The organism is endosymbiont of Lamellibrachia barhami, assembly GCF_011947365.2.
Lineage (GTDB): Bacteria > Pseudomonadota > Gammaproteobacteria > Chromatiales > Chromatiaceae > QGON01.
This window is the reverse complement of sequence record NZ_JAAVSH020000001.1, coordinates 3,243,727-3,263,870: the sequence shown is the minus strand read 5'-3', so window position 1 is coordinate 3,263,870 and position 20,144 is coordinate 3,243,727. Positions and strand designations below refer to the sequence as shown.

Here is a 20,144-nt window from a genome sequence, read left to right as displayed (position 1 = left end):
AGTGTCGCCAGGCGATTTCTCACCAACACCAACTCACCCACCATATTCATGATGTCGTCGAGGCGCTGTGTATCGACACGGACTGTCGTCTCTGCCGATTGCAGCTTGGCTGCTCCCTTGGGTGCAGGAGGGGGCTTGGGTTTTGCCTTTTGCGGCGCCTGCGCTGCCGGTGCAATTTCCAGCTTGGGTTTGGGTTTGGGTTTAGGTTTAGGTTTAGGTTTGGGTTTGGCCTCAGCGGCCGGTTGATCCACTGCGGATTTCACCTCTTTTGGCGCATTGGAAAATTTCCCTTTACCATGCAAATCATCCAGCAATATCTCAAATTCGTCTTCGGAAATCTCATCAGAAGCGACAGGGGATGTTTTTTCCGTCTCTTCTACAGATTTGCTGGAAAATTTCCCCTTACCGTGCAGATCATCCAGTAAAGACTCAAACTCATCTTCGGTAATTTCACCACTGCCTGTCGTTGCTTCGGCAGTATCGGGGGTTTGAATGGCATCGAGCAACTCTTCAAACTCATCGTCGCTCAAATCACCTTTATTTGATTGAGGCTCAGGGGTTGGTTCCGATTGTTGTGCAGAAGGTGCTACGACTGCAGGTTCTTCTTTCTCTTCCCCCCCGGGAACAGCAAAGAATTGCAGCCGCTCGATCAGTCCGGAATCGGCATGGCCCGGCATCTCTCCACCCCTGATCTCATCAAACATCTCATTGACCACATCCACGACCTGTAGCACAACATCCATCAGGTTCGGTGTAATTTTGCGTTGTCCCTGCCGCAGTATGTTGAATACGTCTTCTGACTTATGGCAAATCTCTACCAATGAGTCGATAGCAAGAAACCCTGCACCACCCTTGATGGTGTGGAATCCACGAAAGACGGCATTCAGCAGATCGTAATCATCGGTCTGCTGTTCGAGGTCCACGAGTTGCTCTCCGAGCAGTTCGAGAATCTCTCCCGCTTCTACCAGAAAATCCTGCAGTATCTCGTCATTGAGATCTATGCTCATCTTTCTACCCCTGTCTCTATCCTTTGGTATAGATCTGATTCATTCATTACTTTCATGTTTTCGGCAAAGCATGTGAAAACTAAAATCCCAGGCTCGATAGCAGGTCATCCACATCATCCTGATTGGTCACTACATCGCCCTGTTCAACACCAGGCACTACAGGACCTTCCAATACCGTCGGATCATCAAGTTTTTTCCTGACCTCCAGCTTACCGCCGGTAATCCGGACCAGCTTGACCAGCTTCTCCTCCACATCATGAACCAGTTCGATCACCTTGCGGATGATCTGACCCGTCAGATCCTGAAAGTCCTGTGCCATCAAAACGTCCGAGAGGTTGTCGTGCAGACTCTTGGAGTGGCTTTGCGTCTGCTGCAGAAATGCAGCCAATTCATCGCTAAGACCCCGGAAGTCATCCTTGGTCAACAGACGGGAACGAAATTTGTCCCACTCCGCCAACAACTCGCCTGCCTGTTTATCCAGCGCTTCCACCATCGGCAGGCTCTCTTCAACAGCCGTCAGCGTTCGATCCGCAGACTGTTCTGTCATGGAGATGACGTAGTTCAACCGTTCCTTTGCGTCGGGTATGTCCACCTGGGTCATCTCGGAGACCCGCGAGTCGAGTAGAAAACCGTTGATTGCTTCATGCAACTCCCGGGTCAGCCTGCCGACCTCCGTAAAGAGCTTGTTCTCTTTTATCTCGGCCAGTTCTCCGATAACACGGTCTGCATCCTCATTCTCACCAGCTTCCAGGTGTGCCACGAGAGCACGCGCCATTTCGAGGCGAGTCTGGCCAGTCTCTGTCTGTTCCTGCATTCGGGTTCTCCCGTCCCTATTACCTGTCAGCCTTCGACACGTTCAAAGATCTTGCTTATCTTCTCTTCGAGCGTGCCTGCGGTGAATGGTTTGACCACATAGCCGTTGACGCCGGCCTGGGCCGCTTCAATAATCTGCTCGCGTTTGGATTCAGCAGTCACCATCAGCACCGGTAATGCCGCCAGTCTTGCATCGGCACGCACCGCCCTTAACAGATCTATACCCGTCATACCCGGCATATTCCAATCACTGACCAGAAAGTCGAAATTTCCAGTCTGCAACATGGGTAATGCAGTGGTTCCATCGTCCGCCTCCTGAGTATTGGTAAAACCCAGATCACGAAGTAGATTTTTGATAATGCGCCTCATGGTGGAAAAATCATCCACGATGAGAATTTTCATATTTTTGTCCAAGGCAACCTCCAATCACTGTGCCGCCGTATCAAATTGACGATTCCATCTGTCGCCATACTTACTCTTCTTCTGCCAGGCTGAGCCATTCCGTCAGCCGCGAACGCAGCCTCAATGTCGCCTGACTGTGGATCTGGCAGATCCGTGACTCACTGACACCCAGCACCAGCCCGATCTCACGCAGATTCAACTCATCGTCGTAGTACATCACCACTACCAGCCTCTCCCGCTCGGGAAGACCTGCGATGGCATCCGCCAGCGCCTGTTTGAAGGCGTCCTTCTGCAAACCTTCAAAGGGTCCCTGCAGGGAGTCCAGACTCCTCTCAGGGGCGATTTCACCCACCGCACTCAACTCATCCAGACTAAAGATTCGGCAACCTGATGCATCCTTGAGGATCTGGTGGTACTGCTGTATCGACATATCCAGTGCATCGGCCACTTCCGAATCGCGGGCATCCCGTCCCTCCTCGTTCTCGATGATGCGCATCGCATCAGCCACCATTCTGGCTTTGCGGTGCACTGAACGCGGTGTCCAGTCACTACGCCGGATCTCATCCAGCATGGAACCGCGGATACGAATTCCCGCATAGGTTTCAAAGCTGGCGCCCTGGGTGGGATCGTAGTTGCGACTCGCTTCCAGCAACCCCAGCATGCCCGCCTGAATCAGATCGTCAGCCTGCACATTGGGGGGCAGGCGATTCATCATGTGATAGGCAATGCGCTTGACCAGCCCGGCGTGCCGGATCACCAGGTCATCATGCCCCTGTCTTTCCTCTATGGCGCTATATGTAGCCAAACCGTTCACCGTCCCATCTCCCCGTATTGACTTGAAAACTGGATCAACCGTTCAACGAAAAATTGCAGGTCGCCGCTCGCATTGGCGGGTACAGGCCAGTTATCGGCCTTCTTCGCTAAATTCTTGAATGCCTGAGCAACCCGTGAGCGGGGATAGGCCTCAACCACTGGTTTCTGGCTTCTTACCGCTTTGCGCAACTGCTCATCATAGGGGACGCTGCCCATGTAGCTGAGCATTACGTCCAGATACCGGTCTGTTACCCGGCACATCTTGTTATAGAGGTCTCTCCCCTCCTGCACACTCTTGACCATGTTGGCGAGAATGCGGAAACGGCTGACGCTATGTTCACGATTCAGCAGTTTGATAATGGCGTAGGCATCGGTTATCGATGCCGGCTCATCACAAACCACCACCACTATCTCTTGGGCGGCACGGCTGAAGCTGACCACCAGATCGGAGATTCCTGCTGCGGTATCGATCAACAGCACATCGACATCGTTTGCAATTTCACTAAAGGCGTGGATAAGCCCCGCATGCTCAGCCGGGCTGAGTTCCGCCATCTGCTGCATGCCGGAAGCGCCGGGAACGACCTTCAATCCCTTCGGTCCCTCCACCAGAATCTCTTCCAGTGTGCGTTCACCATTGATGACGTGGGAAAGGTTGTACTCAGCGTGCAAACCCAACACCACGTCGATGTTGGCGAGTCCAAGATCGGCATCCAGCAGCATCACGCGCCGTCCCATACCCGCCATGGCCACGCCGAGATTCACCGCGACATTGGTTTTGCCAACCCCGCCCTTGCCGCCAGTAACGGCGATCACTCGCACGGGATCCGGATTCACCATGCGCCTTAATCCTGAAGCCTGATCTTCAATAATGTCAGACATGAGCATGTTCACCTGTGCCTCCAAACGCGAACGCCATATATCCCTCATCCGGGGATTCATCCGACTCCTGAGCCATCTCTATCGCCCGGCTCACCAGACTGTGGGCTCTGGCAACGTGCAGATCCTCCGGCACCCGTTGTCCATCGGTGACAAAAGCCAATGGCAGATTTGTATCGATCAAAGTACTGAAGACACCACCCAACGATGCCGCCTCATCCATCTTGGTCAGAATGCAACCTACTGGACGGGCGATGCTGAAGGCCCGAATCGCATGCGCGAGCGCCGAGCGCTGCGTAGCGGCTGATAACGTCAACAGGGTTCGTACAGGATGATTACCCGAGGTAATCATCGAAAGCCTTTGACTCAACTGGATATCCTGCTGACTCATGCCGACGGTATCGATGAGTACCAGGCGTTTTTCAGAAAGGGCGCGCAGCGCGGCATCCAGTTCTTCCGCTGTCGAGGCGGTGCGAACCGGCACATCCAGAATGCGGCCGTAGTTGTGCAACTGCTCCTGGGCGCCGATGCGATAGCTGTCCGTGGTAATCAGCGCCAGCTGGCGGTTACCATGGCGCAGGCAGAAACGAGCTGCCAGTTTGGCGATGGTGGTCGTCTTGCCGACCCCGGTCGGGCCGACCAGCGCCACCACGCCACCCATGTCGAGGATCTCCTCCTGCACCACAGGCAGTTCACTGATCAGATGAAACAGCGCCTTGCGCCAGGCCTGATCCTCCGATTCCATATCCTCCACCCGATTGGCCAGATCACGGCACAAGTCTGCACCCAATCCCATTCCCATCAGACGACGCATTAGTTCCTGAGTCTGGGGACGGCGTTGTCCCATATCGCGCCAGGTCAATTCGCAGAGTTCGTTCTCCATCATGCGGCGCAGCGCCTGCATCTCTTGGCGCATCTCCTGCAACACAGGGTCCTGACTCCACTCCACCCGAGGCTGTGCCTGGGATGTTTGGCGGCGGGCACGATCGATACGGATCGGTTCGGCGGGTTTTACCTGCTCTTCAGGGAAATAGGGGTCACGGGTAGCTCTGGCGGTTTTTTTGGGCTCTACCGCAGAGGGGGGTTGAAGCTTCTCCTGACGGGGGATCTCCGTTACTGCGTCAGTAGCCGCAACGTCGAAGGCCGCCACGTCATAATCCATGGCCGCCACCAGTTCCACACCGCCCTCTACACTCTTGTTGGAGAGGATGACTGCATCGGAACCCAATGTATCCCGCACCGATTTCAAAGCCTGACGCATATCAGGCGCAAAGAAACGCTTTATCTTCATTGTGGGCAATCCCCCGCAGCAAACCGAGAAATTTTCGGATTACTTCCGGAATCGAAATCAATCTGCCAATTAAGTCTCTGCATTCGTGTTGCCGATAGTTGAAATCACCTTTATCTGGCGATTGTCGGGTATCTCGTTATAGGAGAGGATGTGCATGCCCGGCGCCGCGTGTTTCGCGAATCGCGCCATCCAGGGTCGGATCGGCGCAGCCACCAGGAGTACACTCTCCTGTCCTGCCGTTTCCATATTGGCTGCCGTCTCCGCCAGCGCCTGTTGCAGCCTCTCTGCCAGTCCGGGCTCGAACCCAGCCTGGCCCTCTTCCGAGGCTTGCAAGGTCTGTTGCAATATCTGTTCCAATTGTGGATCCAACACAGCCACAGGAATTTCCTGCGTAGAACCAATGAGTTGCTGAACAATACCCCGGGAGAGGGCAACCCTGACGGCAGCCGTCAGAACGCCGGGGTCTTGACTCCTGGCAGCATGGTCCGCCAAGGTTTCGGCAATCGTGCGGATATCGCGGATCGAAATATGCTCCGCCAGCAGGTTCTGCAGGATCTTCAGGAAGACACTCAGAGAGATCGCCTTCGGTATCAGATCCTCCACCAGTTTGGGTGCCGTTCTGGAGAGACTGTCGAGCAGTTGCTGCGCCTCTTCGTGGCCCAGCAGTTCATGAGACTGGTTGCTCAGGATCTCGCTCAGATGGGTTGCGACCACTGTGCTGGCGTCCACCACGGTAAAACCGAGCGTCTGCGCATGGTCGCGCTGCTCATGTTCGATCCAGACCGCATCCAGGCCAAAGGTGGGATCCTTGGTGGGTGTTCCCTGCAGTTCACCAAAAACCCGGCCCGGATTGATCGCCAGGTCGCGGTCGGGAAAGATCTCTGCTTCAGCTGCGGTGACACCATTGACAGTGATGCGATAGGCGTTGGGAGAGAGATCCAGATTATCCCGGATATGCACCGATGGGATCAAAAAACCCAACTCCTGGGAAAGTTTGCGCCGCACGCCTTTGATCCGATTCATCAGCTGGCCGCCCTGATTCCGATCCACCAGTGGAATCAGGCGGTAACCCACCTCCATACCGATCAGGTCAACCGGCTGCACATCATCCCAGGTCAACTCACGCTGCTCAGGCGACTGCTCTTCAGGCAGTGGCGCAGCCACCTCCTCTTCCACCGGTTGCTGCTGGCGTTGCCAGATCATCCAGGCGACAGCCCCAGCGACAGCTGCCAGGGTAAGGAAGGCGAAGTTGGGCATGCCGGGGATGATACCCATAAGGAACAGCACCGTTGCCGCGATCGCCAGCGCCTTCGGGGTGGAGAAGAGTTGACTGACAATCTGCCCACCCACATCCTGAGTGCTGGCAACCCGCGTCACGATGATCGCCGCCGAGGTGGAGAGCAGCAGGGAAGGAATCTGCGCCACCAGACCGTCACCGATGGTCAACAGCACATAGTTCTGCAGGGCAGTGGCGAAGTCGAGGTCGTGCTGCACCATGCCGATGCCGAGCCCGCCGATAATGTTGATGAATAGAATCAGAATGCCGGCAATCGCGTCGCCCCGCACAAACTTGCTGGCGCCATCCATCGCCCCGTAGAAATCAGCCTCTTGGGCCACTTCCTCACGCCGGGTTCGCGCCTCGTCCTGATTGATCAGACCTGCATTGAGATCGGCATCGATCGCCATCTGTTTGCCGGGCATGGCATCCAGCGTGAATCGCGCACTCACCTCGGAGACACGACCCGCACCTTTGGTCACCACCACAAAGTTGATGATTACCAGGATCAGAAAGACCACCAGGCCCACGGCGTAGTTGCCGCCGATAACGAATGAACCGAACGCCTCGATCACCTTGCCCGCAGCATCACCGCCGGTATGACCTTCAAGCAGTACAATTCGGGTGGATGCAACATTCAGGGCAAGCCGCAGCAGGGTCGCAATCAGCAGCAGACTGGGAAAGACTGAAAAGTCGAGTGGCCGGCGGGTATAGACCACCACCAGCATCACCACCAGTGAAAGAGTGATATTGAAGGTAAAGAACATGTCCAGCAGGATCGGTGGCAGCGGTATGATCACCATCACCAACAGCATGACCATAATCAGCGGCGCACCCAGCCCCGCAGTACCGACACGTTTTACATTACCGAGAATCGCTGTGGCATCCATTTAGTTCGTACCTGGTTTGAGTGCTGAAAACCGATCAGTCATGGCGCAGATCCTCCGGCACCGGCAGCTCATCGGGAACCTGCGGTATGTCGCCGCCATCGGTTCGATAGACTCTGAGCTGGAAGACATAGGCCAACAGTTTGGCAACTGCCAGAAAGAGTCCCGCCGGAATCGCCTCGCCCAATTCGCTGTGAAAGTAGATGGCGCGGGCCAATACAGGAGATTCGACGATCGGCACATCCGATTCCAGGCCGATACGACGAATATTGGCCGCCACCAGATCGGCACCTTTCGCCACCACCTTCGGTGCACTCATACTCTCCTGGTCGTAAGACAGAGCAACGGCGTAGTGAGTCGGATTGGTGACGATCACATCGGCCTTGGGCACCTCTTCCATCATGCGGCGCTGGGCCATCTCCCGCTGCAGACTGCGGATTCGGCTTTTGACCTCCGGACGACCGTCGGTCTCTTTCATCTCATCCCGTATCTCCTGCTTGGTCATCTTCAACTGACGTTTGTGTTCCCAGAGTTGGAACGGCACGTCGATGGCGGCAATAAGGATCAGGGTGGATGCAAGCAGCGTCACCGACCAACCGATGAGCGAACCCAACTTGGGCAGCGCCTGTTGGAACTCCATCCCATGCAGGTTCAGGTAGCTGTCCAGCGTATTCCACAACAGAATTGCCGTGGCGCCGCCGATCAGCACGAACTTGGCCATGGCTTTGAGCAGTTCAACCAGCGCCTTGGCGGAGAACATGCGCTTTAAACCCTTGGCCGGGCTAAGCTTGCTCAATTTAGGTGTCATGGCCTCGGCACTGACACTGAAACCGCCCAATGCAATGGAACTGCCGATGGCCACGACGATCATCAATCCAAAGAAGGGGACCAACAGTATGAAGGCACCCTGCATGGCGGCACTGAGGTGGGTGAACAGGGTGCCGATATCAAAGATTTCCTCCCGACTGAGGGTAAAGCTCGTCTTCATCAGATCCTGCAATCCACCACCCAGCTGACCGCTCGTCATCGCCAGAAAAATTACGCCGATCAGGGTGATCGCCATGGTATTGAGCTCTTTCGAGCGGGCAACCTGCCCCTTGCGCTTCGCCTCATTCAGGCGTTTCGCTGTCGGTTGTTCCGATTTTTCCTGGCCGTCCTGATTTTCGGCCATGATTCACCTCGTGATCTGAAAAATTTGCATCATCAGCTGAAAACCTTCATTCAACAGATGAGTGAAGAGTTCCAAAACATTGGGCAGCGTCACGCTGATCAATAGGAAACCCAGTAACATGGTGATGGGAAAACCTATCGAGAAGATGTTGAGCTGGGGCGCGGCCCGCATCACCACACCCATGCCCAGGTTGACCATCAACATTGCACCCATCATCGGCAGTGCGATCATCAATCCACCGGCAAACATACGACTGGCCCAGGCAACGATGTCGTGGATACCGGTGCTGGAGAGTCCGCTCGTCGCCACAGGGATGGTCTGAAAACTGTCGACAACCAATTCAATCAGTATCAGATGGCCATTGAGCAGGAGAAATACCAGGGTCGTAAGTATCAGATAGAACTGAGCCACCACCGGCACCTGTACGCCATTCTGCGGATCCACCATACTGGCGAAACCCAACCCCATGCTGTAGGCCATCGCCTGTCCGGCGAAGACCACCGCACCAAACACCATCTGCAGGATAAAGCCCATCGTCACCCCAATAGCGATCTGCTGCAGCAGAATGATGAAACCGTCATGACTCAGCACATCCATGGGGGGCATATCGGTCGGCAGCGAAGGCATTGCCACCCAGGTGATCAGCAGCGCCAGCCCCATGCGCATACGCACCGGAAACTGGCGTGAGTTGAATACGGGTGAGGCCATCATCATTGCGCCGATGCGTATCAGCGGCCAGAGGTAGGCGCCTAAAAAGGCGTTGAGTTGTGCTTCGCTGAACGACATTTAGACAAACCGAATTGATTCCATCTGCTAGCCGACGGCCTATTCAATAAATATCCCACCATCCGTGGCAGGACAGCAGCCGCACCCGCGACCGCACACGCACCTCTTTTGGAACGATCCATCACTGGATCAACTCCGGAATCGATTCGATTAGATTCTGCGCGAAAGTCATCAGCAGCTGCAGCATCCAGGGACCGGCAAACATCAGAATCAAGCCGACTATCGCCAGCTTGGGGATAAAGGTCAGCGTCATCTCGTTGATCTGCGTCGCAGCCTGAAACATTGCAACCAACAGACCAACCGCCAATGCAGGCAACAGCACCATGCCGGTGAGTACGCCGATAACCCCCAGGGTCTGCTGCCCGATAGCGATGATTGTGTCCGGTCCCATATAACGTGCCTAAACCTGAAAACTGCTGGCCAGGGTGCCGAATACCAACGCCCAACCATCGATGAGTACAAACAACATGATCTTGAAAGGCAGGGAGATGATCATCGGAGAGAGCATCATCATGCCCATCGACATCAATACACTGGCCACCACCATGTCGATCACCAAAAAGGGGATGAAGAGCAGGAAGCCGATCTGAAAGCCGGTCTTCAGTTCACTGGTGGCAAAGGCGGGCAGCAGCAGAGAGAATGGGACTTTGTCTGGACTCTCAAGTTCGCCGAAATCTCCGATACGGGCGAACAAGCCCAAGTCATCCTCCCGGGTCTGCGCCAGCATGAATTCACGCACCGGTCCGCTGCCCACTTCCAGCGCTTCCATGGTCGTCATCTGATCCTGCAGATAGGGCTGCACTGCAATCTCGTTAACCTCGTTGAATACTGGCATCATGATGAAGACGGTCAAAAACAGGGCCAAACCGATCAATATCTGGTTGTTGGGTGTGTTCTGGGTACCCAGCGCCTGCCGCAAAATCGCCAGTACGATGATGATGCGGGCAAACGACGTCATCATCATCAGGGCACCCGGCAGCATCGTCAGGGCAGTCATGAAGAAGAGGACTTGAATGGTCAGGGTATAGGTCTGCCCGCCTTCGGGGTCCTGGGTCACAGTCAGTGCGTCCACTCCTGGGACTGCCTGGGCCACCAGGGTAAAAAACATGCCCGCAATGATCAGCCAGATTTTCATGACGGCCGCTCTTCTTTGGCCTCTGCCAACTGCTTGTCGAATGTAACCTCATCTTCGCTCTGATCCAGTACGTGCAGGGTCTGCACCCGTCCAGGCGCAACCCCGAGCAGCAGACGAATATCGTCCACCTTGACCACAACGACCCGCTCCCGAGGACCGACAGATGTGCCGCCCAGTACAGTCACCATGCCCTTCCCCGACATTTGCAGCTGCCCGAATCGTTTGAACAGCCAGCCTGCAGCAAAGATCAGGAATATTACGAACAGCAGTCCACCCGCTGTCCCCATCAAATTCTGCGTACTCAAAGGGGAGACTTCGACCTTCCGTACGGCAGTTTCAGCCGCCAGCAGGGGGCCGGACCAGATGGCTGGAAAGAGCGTAAAAATACGCATCAACTCAGCCTCTTCACCCGTTCCGAAGGGCTGATGATATCGGTCAGACGCAGACCGAATTTTTCATTCACCACCACCACTTCACCCTGAGCGATCAGTGTACCGTTGACCAATACATCCATCGGCTCGCCTGCCAGGCGGTCGAGTTCCACCACCGAACCCTGGTTGAGTTGCAGCAGATTGCGGATGTTGATCCTGGTACGACCAATCTCCATGGATATCACCACCGGCACGTCGAGAATGGCATCCAGGTTAACGGTGTCATCTTTCGCCCCGTCCTCCTTCAACTCCTCGAATTCAGCTGTCTTTGCAGCATCCGCCTCACCTTCGGCCTGGCCTTCCAGTGCGTCCGCCCACTCATCTGCCAGAGCTTCGTTCGGATCTGTCGTTTTCTCTTCTTCGCTCATGATAACGATCCTGTTGCTAACTGATTTTTCATCGCTCTACTGAACTCCCGCATCTTCAATATCCAGATATTCATGCAGTGCGGACTGACGGCTATTGCGCATCCAGTTAGAAATCTTGATTGAATAGTTCCCTTCGGAAACCCCCAACTTACCGGTAAATACCGGCACTTCCGCCGCCTTCACTTCTACCTCTTCAGGCATTTCAATAGGGATGATGTCACCCGCCTTCAGAGTGGAGAGTTGTTGTAGTGTCATATTCACCTCGGTCAGAACGCTGGAGAGCTCCACGGATGCCCCGAGAATCTCTTCCCGTAGTGAATGCTCCCAACGTTCGTCACGCTCACCCCGATCACTCTGCACACCGGCGTCCAGCAGTTCACGGATCGGCTCCAGCATCGAATAAGGCATGCAGATGTGGAAGTCACCGCCGCCGTTTTCCAGGTCCACATGGAAGGTCGTGACCACCACTACTTCTGACGGACTGACAATATTGGCAAACTGAGGATTTACTTCCGAACCACAAAACTCAAAGGAGACGTTGAAGACCGGCTTCCAGGCCTCCTGGAGATCTGCGAAGGCCTGGTTCAGCAGCAGTTGCACCACCCGGTTCTCAGTAGGCGTAAAATCCCGGCCCTCGATCTTGGTGTGAAAGCGGCCACTACCGCCAAAGTAGTTATCCACGACACTGAAGACCAGCTTGGGGTCAATCACAAACAGTCCTTTGCCACGCAGTGGCTTGATCTTCACCATGTTCAAACTGGTCGGTACGAACAGACTGTGAACGAACTCGGAAAACTTCTGCATCTGTACGCCTGAGACGGATATGTCGGCGGTACGGCGAAGCATATTAAACAGGGTGGTACGGAAATGGCGGGCGAAACGCTCGTTGATCATCTCCAGGGTGGGCAGGCGCCCACGTACAATGCGGTCCTGGCTGGCAAAATCGTAGCCGGACACACCATTTTCATCGACATCGATCTCTGCTTCAGAGGCGACATCCCCGCTATCGACGCCATGCAGCAGCGCATCGATCTCTTCTTGTGAAAGTAAGTCGTTGACACTCATGGCGTTACTGCATCACAAAGCTGGTAAAAAAGAGGGCCTCAATGTCACCGGGACCATCCAGTTCCTCTGCAATCCTGTTCAATTCATCGAGCATCTCCTTCTGCAGGGCCTCTTTAGCCGACCGCTCTTTGAGCGACTTGCCATCCTTTGCAGAGAGAAGATTAAGCAGATGGTGACGGATCATCGGGTCGTTATGTTTAAGGAATTCAACCATCGCATCACCACGCACACGGACATTGACACCCACCTGCAACAGTTTGGGTTTGCCGGGCAGGTTTGCCACGAATACAGGCTTCAAATCGTGATAGAGAAGAGGCCCTTTTTCAGCATCTTCAGCAGCAGCTTTCTCTTCTGCCGCCACCTCTTCCGTCACGGCTTCTTCACTCTCATCGCCGCTAAAGAGCAGGAAATAGGCTGCAGCCCCACCGCCAAGTAACACCACCACCGCAATGGCGATGATGATGATCATCTTTTTCTTGCCTGATTTCTCTTCGCCGAGATCCAGGTCGTCCGTTTCTTCTTTGGCCATATTGCAATCCCCAAACAGTTTCGTGTTCTGTACTGCAAAATAAGTGCCATAAATATAATTCCTTTATATTCAGCGAGTTAAAATATGATGTTTGTTATTCGTCGAAACTTTGACGAAAAAGCGGAGGGTGTACAGGCAGATTTCCGACAGCTGGGCTATCGAGAAATATCACCGGAGGCGGCTAATGGGTGTCCCCTATTCGGTATTACTCAAACCTCAGACCTGCTCAACAGGTCCTTGCAAGGCTAAACCGTTGTCTGTTCCCTCGGTAGCCTGGAGGAGACGGGCGGCAGCGGTGGCGACGCCGAAGGCAGTGGCCGTAGCAGCTATAATAATGGGAGAAATGCAGCAGAGGACAGGACGTACATTGGTGCGTTGGCGACGAAAAATTTCAGTTTCACGAGATAAAAAGGTATTCATCCTACAACTGCATCAGAAGTCTATTTAACCTACCAACGGGCTAATCCGTTTGAGGGAGAGAACAATGAGCTTTGAAACTCACTTTTTGAATCAGGCAGAGAGCGGACAATGGGCGAAGCTAAAGCTTATCTTCCAATGGTACTCGAACAACAATCAATGGGAGTCGATAAAGCCGGCAAAGGGTGAGGCGATAGATTTCCTTGATGCAATCGCAGCCGAAATCGAATCCGATAACGGCTACTATCTGTACACCTTCATGCCATCTCTCAAACAGCAAAGGTCTCTGGCAATAAATCACATTAAGACCTGGATCAGCGTAAAACCGAAATTGTTCTTTCCTACAGCCGATATCAACGTCTATCGAATAGCCGTGCAGCTTGCCATACGTGTCTTTTGGCCCGATACGCTCAATCAGGGAGAGTTCGGATTTTGTGGCCCGACAACCGTTCTTTTTGACTTTGATAAGCGATACCCTCTCAGATACGCCAAGTGTGGCATCCAGCTGGTGGAGACAGGGACTGGACGAATCGAACTCAACGACGGAGGGCTCGGGTTTGATATTTCATTGGACCGTACCGAGGCAGGTGATTGGAAAACCAAAGGTCTTCCCGAGGTGGATTTCATCATCTTGCGCGCCATCCGTCAGAAGGCCAAGGCCCTGGTTCCAGGCAGTCAATCGGGAGGAATGGACTTTAAATTCGACAGTGATCCCAGCCACGCAACGACTCCCAAGCAAATCGCATTACTCTTGGACAAAGCGGGATACAGCGATGTTAAAGACGATACCATTGGCTGGCCTGGAAAAGCGGGTCAAGGAACACCGAGTTCATTAGCTAATAAAGCAAATCTAGATAGGTGCATCATCTATTCCCGGGCAACAATAACCAAGCCGGTAATCATCATGCTGGTCGCGGTGGAATTGGCGGACCGTGCACTGGACCCAGTCGCTATTGATACCAGCGGGCGCTGGGACAAGGCCAACAAACTCCATGAACTGCATTGGATCGTTGTGGAGAAACTCAAGTATAGTGGCAGGAACGTAACCGGCAGGTTGGTCACATGGACCGAATCAAAGGACTTCACTTTTGATAAACCAACCTTTCTGAAACTCTACCACGGCTTTGTGTATGCGAGATCTTGAATTGTCATGAAAAACGTGGTGCGTCCCATATGGTTCTTTTCCGGTTTTCATGATTGCAGATCGCGATGAGTTTATTTGTCAATGGCATCTAATATTGCTCTGAAAATAAACCAGCCGACTACACAACCACCAATAGTCAATAATGGGTGCTCAAAAAATAATTCCAATAAAGCCATTTGCAACCCTTTATTATGATGTTATTCCTAATCACTTGGGAGAATGAAAGCCCAATCCCCTGGATTATTACTTTCTCTAGTTTTCATTGCTCACCCTTCACCAATCGCACCGAGAACCCAGTGTTCATGCCGCCATTGTCTCTGCCAACTTGTGAGTAACCGAAATGTAGCGCACGATACCAAGCATTCCACTTGTCGTTTTTGGTGGAGGACCACCAGAAACCTATGGTTCCCTTTTTGTAGAATCCGGCATCCTTGTAGTACCGCTCCCCTCCAGAGAGCGCCCCGAATCCTGTGGGGGACTTCATTTTGGAAAATGCCACGCCTTTTCCACCGAGGGTGGTTATGAGTGTTTCCCATTCTTTATCAGTGGGCACGTGCCAGCCTTTTATCGCCAAACCGCGCGGGTCATTAACGGCATACCAATTGTATAGCCTTCCGTATTTCTTTCCGTTGGCTGAATCGTTGTTGTAGTAAGACCAAGCAGCCTCTTCGTTTTTGTAAGCCGCCTCCCATTGCATCTTAGTCTTTGCCTCTGGAATCGGTTCGCCATTCCGAAATGTGCCAACATTAAGGTTTTTTGACATCCATTGCTGGATTCCGATAGTCACTGTTTGATATTCATTAACGGCGGGTGGAATCGATTTGCTATCCTGCGCAAACAAGGTCGTCGGTGAGAGGGTGATCAGCAGAGTACTGATTACGCAAGCGGTAGTCATAGTGCTTAGTTTCGTCTTCATGATATTATTACTTATCTTAGTTTGTTTTGGTTGCCTAACTATATATGGGCGTACTAAACGACGTAACAAAACACGTCGAAACCAGCGTCTAATCCGCAAAAAATAATTTCAACTTGTTGATTTTACTTCCCATCAGCATAATATAGATTACCTAAACAAAATAGGGAAATACATCATGACTAAGGAAGAGAAACACCGTCTGCTGGATCGTATTCGTAAACCGTGGCCGCCACCTATATTTTATGACTATTCAGTCAATCGCTTCTTATCCACAACGAATATAAATTGAACATTTTCTACGGTTGCAACTATAAAAACTTCAACTTTTCCATATTTACTAGACTCTATTACCCCATCCCCAAAATCCCTATCGATGTCAAATATATTTTCCTCAGGGTATTCGGGTGCAATACATTTTTCAACCATTCCGATGGTTGGCTTGGCAACAAAGAGCTTGTTTATATTCCCATTAGGCAATTTTAAATCTACTCCGCCAGTAACTACACCTTCATAATAAAGATTTGTGCAAACTCTGTTGATTCCAATGTAGTTAAACAAAATACCGCTTGATGATTCCATGCTGGTCACAAAGTATGCAGTTGCCTTTGGCCATTTCGTTTCTTTGGTTCCCGCATAAATTCCAGCGCCATCAGTAGCGATGTAGTTATATTCATTGATATAAATAAAGCCGCCCTTAATTATATTCGCTCTTATACCCAATGTTGCCCTTGTTGCAGGATTGAAAGTCAGGGTCATCCATTTATCTGGTTTCAGCTCACTGAAATCTATTTTAGTATTTGTATATTGACCGGCGTAAACGTTCATAGAAAATATTGATAATGTGAGGATGGTAATAAGAACCACTAGTAATCGTTTAATACCTTTGTTTTTTGTTTTCATAAGTACACCTCATTCATGTGAATTACATTAACCGGGTTAGTGCAGATGTATGTGTAAAAACTGATTTTCATGCACACTCCTTATTCTATTAAACATAACGCCGTAAATCACCGGGGTGTCTTTTTGCCTCCGATGAATTTTCTGGTTATAAACGATTTTCATTTTCTTTGTGATGCCATATACGTAGGATAGTAATTTCTTTTGGGCGTATTAAATAGCGTGCTGTATAGTTACCAATAATTAAGTCTCGAACTAGATCAGGGTTTGGTGCTTTTTCTACTTTAACGCCAATATAAGGAAAGGATTTTAATTCATTAATACTTTTCTTTATTGATGTTGCAATACGCTTTGCTGCTTGAGGGTTCTTTATTTCAATAAACTCTCTCAGGCGAATTAAGTCATTGATTGATTCTGGAGAATATGACAACTTCATATTTTTGGAGGCTCAATCTCACTGTCAGAACCCCAGCTATCAAGCCAGTCATTAACTGTTTTTTCATCGATAGATTTGCCAGATTTTACAGAATCAATAGCTTCAATTGTTTCTACCCATCTTTGCTCATCAATCGCTCTACGTTCTAAAAACTCTTTAATTGCTTGATTAATAAGATAGTTTTTGCTTCTATCTAGCTTCTTAGATAAATTTTCGAGAGGATTCTCAATTTCAGATTGTAGTCTCACACTTGTAACACCCATCACAGCACCTATTATTTTGATTACTATGTATTACATAGTAGGTGAATGATTGATTTTTTCAATGTTGGTGGGGATGGTGAGTTTAGTAGCAGTAGGAACACCGGTCACCCGGTGTCCCCTGCACAGATCCCGGCGTGCGATTTTCCCGCACCGGGCTCTTCAAACATACTCACTCGCGTAGTCAGACCAGCACTCACGCAAGCCCCCGATTCACTGCCTGGCGACTCTGCTGGGTAGGCGTCGGAAATGCAAAACGCTCCAATACCCGCTTCAGCTTCGGCCCGTCAAGCTTCGCCTTTGACTTCGTCGATTTAACCACTTGTACAGCAGTTTCACCACTTCCTTGTAGAACGCCCACAGGCCTCGGCTGTTACCCACAATGCGGAAGTAGTTGTAATGCGCCCGCGTACTTTCCGCTTCAGGGTCTTGAGCAAGACTGGCAGACGTTTGTGCCGATTGACTTTGAGCCACTCCTTGCACGCTTGCACTGCACCGCGTAGTTTCTTCTTCGCCGTCCGCCGCCACACCCTCGGGGTTCCTTTGCTGTCGGCTTCCCAATAGAACTCGAGCAACATAACCGTGATCCGTCCCCTATTATTCTTTAACTCCCGGCCTACGAATTGAGAATATATTCTATTTTTGAACTGCCCTGAGAAATGGTGATCACCCAGAGTTTGTCCTCTGTTTCCCTTACCAACAGCATCACATCCTCTTTTGCCCTGCCCCAAACGACGACCGAAGTAAGGTAATCAAGGTTCGCTCCCAGAATGCCGAATATCATCTTTCTCCATACCCCTAGATTTAGTCCATCATGAATGGGTTCGCCCAGGTCTTTGGCGAGTTCTTTCCTCTGTTCATTGGCAATCTGGTAGGCCATGCTCTGGGTAGTACTTATGAAGATGATTTCCTGCTCGGTCAGTCGTCCCTGATCGCAGTGATAAACGACAGTTGCCTCAACTCCTCCCTGTGTCCCCGTATATTTGCTAATACCATTTGTATCTTGAGTGGCCAACTCTACTGATCCCATGCTCTTTTCAACATGTGGGATCCCGTCGCAGGGGAAGCCAGGTTGAATATCCGCCAGTCGCTGTCCGGGATATACTGTTCCGACCAGCAGATACGCTAGTAAAAAGGTGATGACTTTATTCATATATCAGAACTCCATTGAATGCTCCACCATAAAACCATTCGTAATCCTAAAAAGTAAACTGTGACTTATAAGTCGATCGCCTAACGCTTAACATCACCGGCAAAATAAAGTTGCAGAGCGAAGCGGCGCAGCTTTATTTTGTCCGAGTGCATGTTTTTGTTAGCTTCATTATCATAACCCGAAGACACGGCGCTTCATTTCTTGCGGCGCTTCAATGCGTCTTTACTTCTTTTTTCGACTTCACCCCGCCACGTCTCCAACTCCTGAATATCGGCAAGTAGTTCATCAGGTTCAGGCACGGCAACCCCGCCGATAAATGCCTTATCGTGTGCGTAGTTCGAGCATCTCGACATACCAGAATTTACCTTTGCATAGTCATCGTCTTCTACAACTACACCGGCAAGGCGCTGTGTTTCGATACCTTGCGAAGCGCATTAATACCCCTAGCAATACTTTCCAACTGCTCGCCCTACGCCATGCGCAATCTGAAGTAAGCTTCGACCGTCTGCTTGCGGTGTTCCTGCTCGTCACCATCTTTGAACAGCTTTACCACTGGTGCCAGCCTTCAAGGCACGGATCCGTTTACCTGCATTCTTGCCCTCAAAAGGAAGATCCGGCTCAGCAATCCCGAACCCCTCACTACGCCGAACCAGACTTTGTGTGGAAATAGGTACTCCAGCTAGCTTAGCTTCCTCAGCCAAAAGACAAAGGAAATAAATGTCGTGAGTGAACACGATAATCTCATACAGTTGCCGTTGCAAGACGCTTTGCCACGCGTTCTCGCCGACGATGGTCTAATGATGATACTGGATCATCGAATATGATAATTTTACTTCCTCAGGGTTGATTTCTGGCGCGTAAGAATGATCCAATGGCGATGGGTAATTGCTCCCCTCGTTCAAGATGTCGTTGTGGATTCATGGTTTTGCAATTCCAGCTTAAGCTTGTGCAGTGCCTTACCAGCAATACGTAATTGAACGCATACGCTTGTCCTATAGCCCCCTGTGTCAGGGCTTTTTACATGTCCGCTGTTTTGAATCAGTAAATTTAACCCAAAAGGGGGTGGGAAGTGATGAAGAGATGCCACGCTACAGCGAAGAATTCAAAGAGAAGATTGTACAAAAAATGATGCCCCCCAACTCCATGTCAGTAGCTCAAGTCAGTCGAGAAACCGGAGTTTCAGAGCCCACCCTGTATACTTGGAAAAACAAGTATCAGAATGAGGGGAAGTTAGTGCCTGCAGATCCATCAAATCCAGAAAACTGGAGTGGTAAAGATAAGTTGGCCGTGGTCATTGAGACTGCCGCACTGAATGAGCATGAGCTTTCGGAGTACTGTCGTCAAAAAGGGCTCTACGCTGAGCAGATCTCGCGTTGGAAAGAGGGGGCAGCTACAGGCAACGACAGCACGGAACGGCTCACCAAGGCAGAGCGGAGCATGTGGCAAAAGGAGAAGAAGAAGTCACGCCAACTTGAGAAAGAGCTAAGACGCAAAGAGAAAGCTCTTGCAGAGGCCGCAGCGCTACTTATACTCGAAAAAAAAGCCCAGGCCATCTGGGGGGACGGAGGGGAAGAATGATTGTCCCTGAAGACCGCCAGATGGCTATCAATCTGATCGATGAGGCAGTCACAGCAGGTGCACGCCAACCTAAGGCATGTGATGTGATAGAGATCGATCCACGCACCCTGCGTCGCTGGAAGCAGCAGTTACATAAAGAACAGGCGCTAAAAGATCGACGCAAGGAGGCAGCGACAGCCAGAACACCTGCCAACAAGCTTACCAAAGAAGAGAGGCATGAGATTATTGAGACGTGTAACCGGCCGCAATACAAGAGCCTGCCGCCATCACAAATTGTGCCCAGACCCCAATGCGATGAAGGCAGGTATACGCTTCTGAATCAAAAACTTCTACAGAGTGCTGAAGAGGTTGAACAGGTGAATCGTAGAGGCGTGCCGAAACGCAAGAATCGTTACAAAACCAAAAAGGATACAAAGCTGAAGCGCAATGAGTGTGGAGCTGGATATTACTGGCCCAGCTCATCGATTCGTGGGATGTTCTATCTCTACCCCGG

At 51.5% G+C, this 20,144-nt stretch carries 23 protein-coding genes and 1 pseudogene; 3 read left to right on the top strand and 21 right to left on the bottom strand.

Going from position 1 to position 20,144, the window contains the following annotated elements; translation table 11 throughout:
- From G9Q73_RS14935 to G9Q73_RS14865, 15 genes are all read right to left on the bottom strand, one after another.
- Positions 1–1,007: Hpt domain-containing protein (locus G9Q73_RS14935; RefSeq protein WP_177421472.1), on the bottom strand; the 1,007-nt coding region annotated here is incomplete at its 3' end.
- A 79-nt stretch (positions 1,008–1,086) separates the two neighbouring features.
- Positions 1,087–1,821 carry a protein phosphatase CheZ gene (locus G9Q73_RS14930; protein WP_177420482.1) on the bottom strand — a complete coding sequence of 245 codons (735 nt, stop codon included), beginning with the start codon at positions 1,819–1,821 and terminating at the stop codon, positions 1,087–1,089.
- Positions 1,822–1,847: 26 nt separating this feature from the next.
- A complete protein-coding gene (gene cheY / locus G9Q73_RS14925) occupies positions 1,848–2,222 on the bottom strand; it encodes a chemotaxis response regulator CheY (RefSeq protein WP_439654695.1) in 375 nt (124 codons plus the stop codon).
- A gap of 70 nt (positions 2,223–2,292) precedes the next feature.
- Entirely contained in the window at positions 2,293–3,036 is a 744-nt protein-coding gene (locus tag G9Q73_RS14920) for an RNA polymerase sigma factor FliA (protein ID WP_177420480.1), read from the bottom strand.
- A complete protein-coding gene (locus G9Q73_RS14915) occupies positions 3,033–3,920 on the bottom strand; it encodes a MinD/ParA family protein (protein ID WP_439654716.1) in 888 nt (295 codons plus the stop codon). Before G9Q73_RS14915 ends, G9Q73_RS14920 begins: the two co-directional genes overlap by 4 nt.
- On the bottom strand, positions 3,907–5,202 hold the full coding sequence (gene flhF / locus G9Q73_RS14910; protein ID WP_177420478.1) for a flagellar biosynthesis GTPase FlhF: 1,296 nt from the start codon (positions 5,200–5,202) through the stop codon (positions 3,907–3,909). The genes G9Q73_RS14915 and flhF overlap by 14 nt, the downstream gene beginning before the upstream one ends.
- 69 nt (positions 5,203–5,271) lie before the next feature.
- The gene (flhA, locus tag G9Q73_RS14905) at positions 5,272–7,368 is read right to left on the bottom strand and encodes a flagellar biosynthesis protein FlhA (protein ID WP_177420477.1); all 2,097 of its coding nucleotides are present in this window, start codon (positions 7,366–7,368) and stop codon (positions 5,272–5,274) included.
- A 34-nt stretch (positions 7,369–7,402) separates the two neighbouring features.
- Positions 7,403–8,536, bottom strand: coding sequence for a flagellar biosynthesis protein FlhB (gene flhB / locus G9Q73_RS14900; RefSeq protein WP_177420476.1), 1,134 nt, complete (start codon positions 8,534–8,536; stop codon positions 7,403–7,405).
- A gap of 3 nt (positions 8,537–8,539) precedes the next feature.
- The gene (gene fliR / locus G9Q73_RS14895) at positions 8,540–9,322 is read right to left on the bottom strand and encodes a flagellar biosynthetic protein FliR (protein WP_177420475.1); all 783 of its coding nucleotides are present in this window, start codon (positions 9,320–9,322) and stop codon (positions 8,540–8,542) included.
- 121 nt (positions 9,323–9,443) lie between these two features.
- A complete protein-coding gene (gene fliQ, locus G9Q73_RS14890) occupies positions 9,444–9,713 on the bottom strand; it encodes a flagellar biosynthesis protein FliQ (protein WP_177420474.1) in 270 nt (89 codons plus the stop codon).
- Between the two features lie 9 nt (positions 9,714–9,722).
- On the bottom strand, positions 9,723–10,457 hold the full coding sequence (gene fliP / locus G9Q73_RS14885) for a flagellar type III secretion system pore protein FliP (RefSeq protein ID WP_177420473.1): 735 nt from the start codon (positions 10,455–10,457) through the stop codon (positions 9,723–9,725).
- Entirely contained in the window at positions 10,454–10,849 is a 396-nt protein-coding gene (gene fliO, locus G9Q73_RS14880) for a flagellar biosynthetic protein FliO (RefSeq protein ID WP_177420472.1), read from the bottom strand. Before fliO ends, fliP begins: the two co-directional genes overlap by 4 nt.
- On the bottom strand, positions 10,849–11,256 hold the full coding sequence (gene fliN / locus G9Q73_RS14875; protein WP_177420471.1) for a flagellar motor switch protein FliN: 408 nt from the start codon (positions 11,254–11,256) through the stop codon (positions 10,849–10,851). The genes fliO and fliN overlap by 1 nt, the downstream gene beginning before the upstream one ends.
- Positions 11,257–11,292: 36 nt before the next feature.
- Positions 11,293–12,321, bottom strand: a complete 1,029-nt coding sequence (fliM, locus tag G9Q73_RS14870; RefSeq protein WP_177420470.1) for a flagellar motor switch protein FliM — start codon at positions 12,319–12,321, stop codon at positions 11,293–11,295.
- Positions 12,322–12,325: 4 nt separating this feature from the next.
- Positions 12,326–12,850 (bottom strand): flagellar basal body-associated FliL family protein, encoded by a 525-nt coding sequence (locus G9Q73_RS14865; protein ID WP_177420469.1) that lies wholly within the window; start codon positions 12,848–12,850, stop codon positions 12,326–12,328.
- A gap of 484 nt (positions 12,851–13,334) precedes the next feature.
- Between G9Q73_RS14865 and G9Q73_RS14860 the strand changes: the two genes are divergently transcribed.
- On the top strand, positions 13,335–14,411 hold the full coding sequence (locus G9Q73_RS14860) for a hypothetical protein (RefSeq protein WP_177420468.1): 1,077 nt from the start codon (positions 13,335–13,337) through the stop codon (positions 14,409–14,411).
- 259 nt (positions 14,412–14,670) lie between these two features.
- On the opposite strand, the gene G9Q73_RS14855 is transcribed toward G9Q73_RS14860, so the two are convergent.
- The 6 genes from G9Q73_RS14855 to G9Q73_RS14830 form a co-directional block, all read right to left on the bottom strand.
- The gene (locus G9Q73_RS14855; protein ID WP_246345295.1) at positions 14,671–15,327 is read right to left on the bottom strand and encodes a fibrobacter succinogenes major paralogous domain-containing protein; all 657 of its coding nucleotides are present in this window, start codon (positions 15,325–15,327) and stop codon (positions 14,671–14,673) included.
- A gap of 246 nt (positions 15,328–15,573) precedes the next feature.
- The gene (locus G9Q73_RS14850; protein ID WP_177420467.1) at positions 15,574–16,227 is read right to left on the bottom strand and encodes a hypothetical protein; all 654 of its coding nucleotides are present in this window, start codon (positions 16,225–16,227) and stop codon (positions 15,574–15,576) included.
- 145 nt (positions 16,228–16,372) lie between these two features.
- On the bottom strand, positions 16,373–16,660 hold the full coding sequence (locus G9Q73_RS14845) for a type II toxin-antitoxin system RelE/ParE family toxin (protein ID WP_177420466.1): 288 nt from the start codon (positions 16,658–16,660) through the stop codon (positions 16,373–16,375).
- Positions 16,657–16,923: a CopG family ribbon-helix-helix protein gene (locus G9Q73_RS14840; protein WP_177420465.1), complete on the bottom strand. Its 267-nt coding sequence runs from the start codon at positions 16,921–16,923 to the stop codon at positions 16,657–16,659. Before G9Q73_RS14840 ends, G9Q73_RS14845 begins: the two co-directional genes overlap by 4 nt.
- A gap of 613 nt (positions 16,924–17,536) precedes the next feature.
- Positions 17,537–18,073, bottom strand: a complete 537-nt coding sequence (locus tag G9Q73_RS14835; RefSeq protein ID WP_177420464.1) for a hypothetical protein — start codon at positions 18,071–18,073, stop codon at positions 17,537–17,539.
- Positions 18,074–18,267: 194 nt separating this feature from the next.
- Positions 18,268–18,426 (bottom strand): hypothetical protein, encoded by a 159-nt coding sequence (locus G9Q73_RS14830; protein WP_177420463.1) that lies wholly within the window; start codon positions 18,424–18,426, stop codon positions 18,268–18,270.
- A 727-nt stretch (positions 18,427–19,153) separates the two neighbouring features.
- On the opposite strand from G9Q73_RS14830, the gene G9Q73_RS14825 reads away from it, so the two are divergent.
- Together G9Q73_RS14825 and G9Q73_RS14820 are read left to right on the top strand one after the other, a co-directional pair.
- Positions 19,154–19,651: a transposase gene (locus G9Q73_RS14825; protein WP_177420462.1), complete on the top strand. Its 498-nt coding sequence runs from the start codon at positions 19,154–19,156 to the stop codon at positions 19,649–19,651.
- Positions 19,648–20,144 (top strand): annotated as a pseudogene (locus G9Q73_RS14820) (hypothetical protein); the annotation flags it as partial. The gene G9Q73_RS14825 and the pseudogene G9Q73_RS14820, both read left to right, overlap by 4 nt.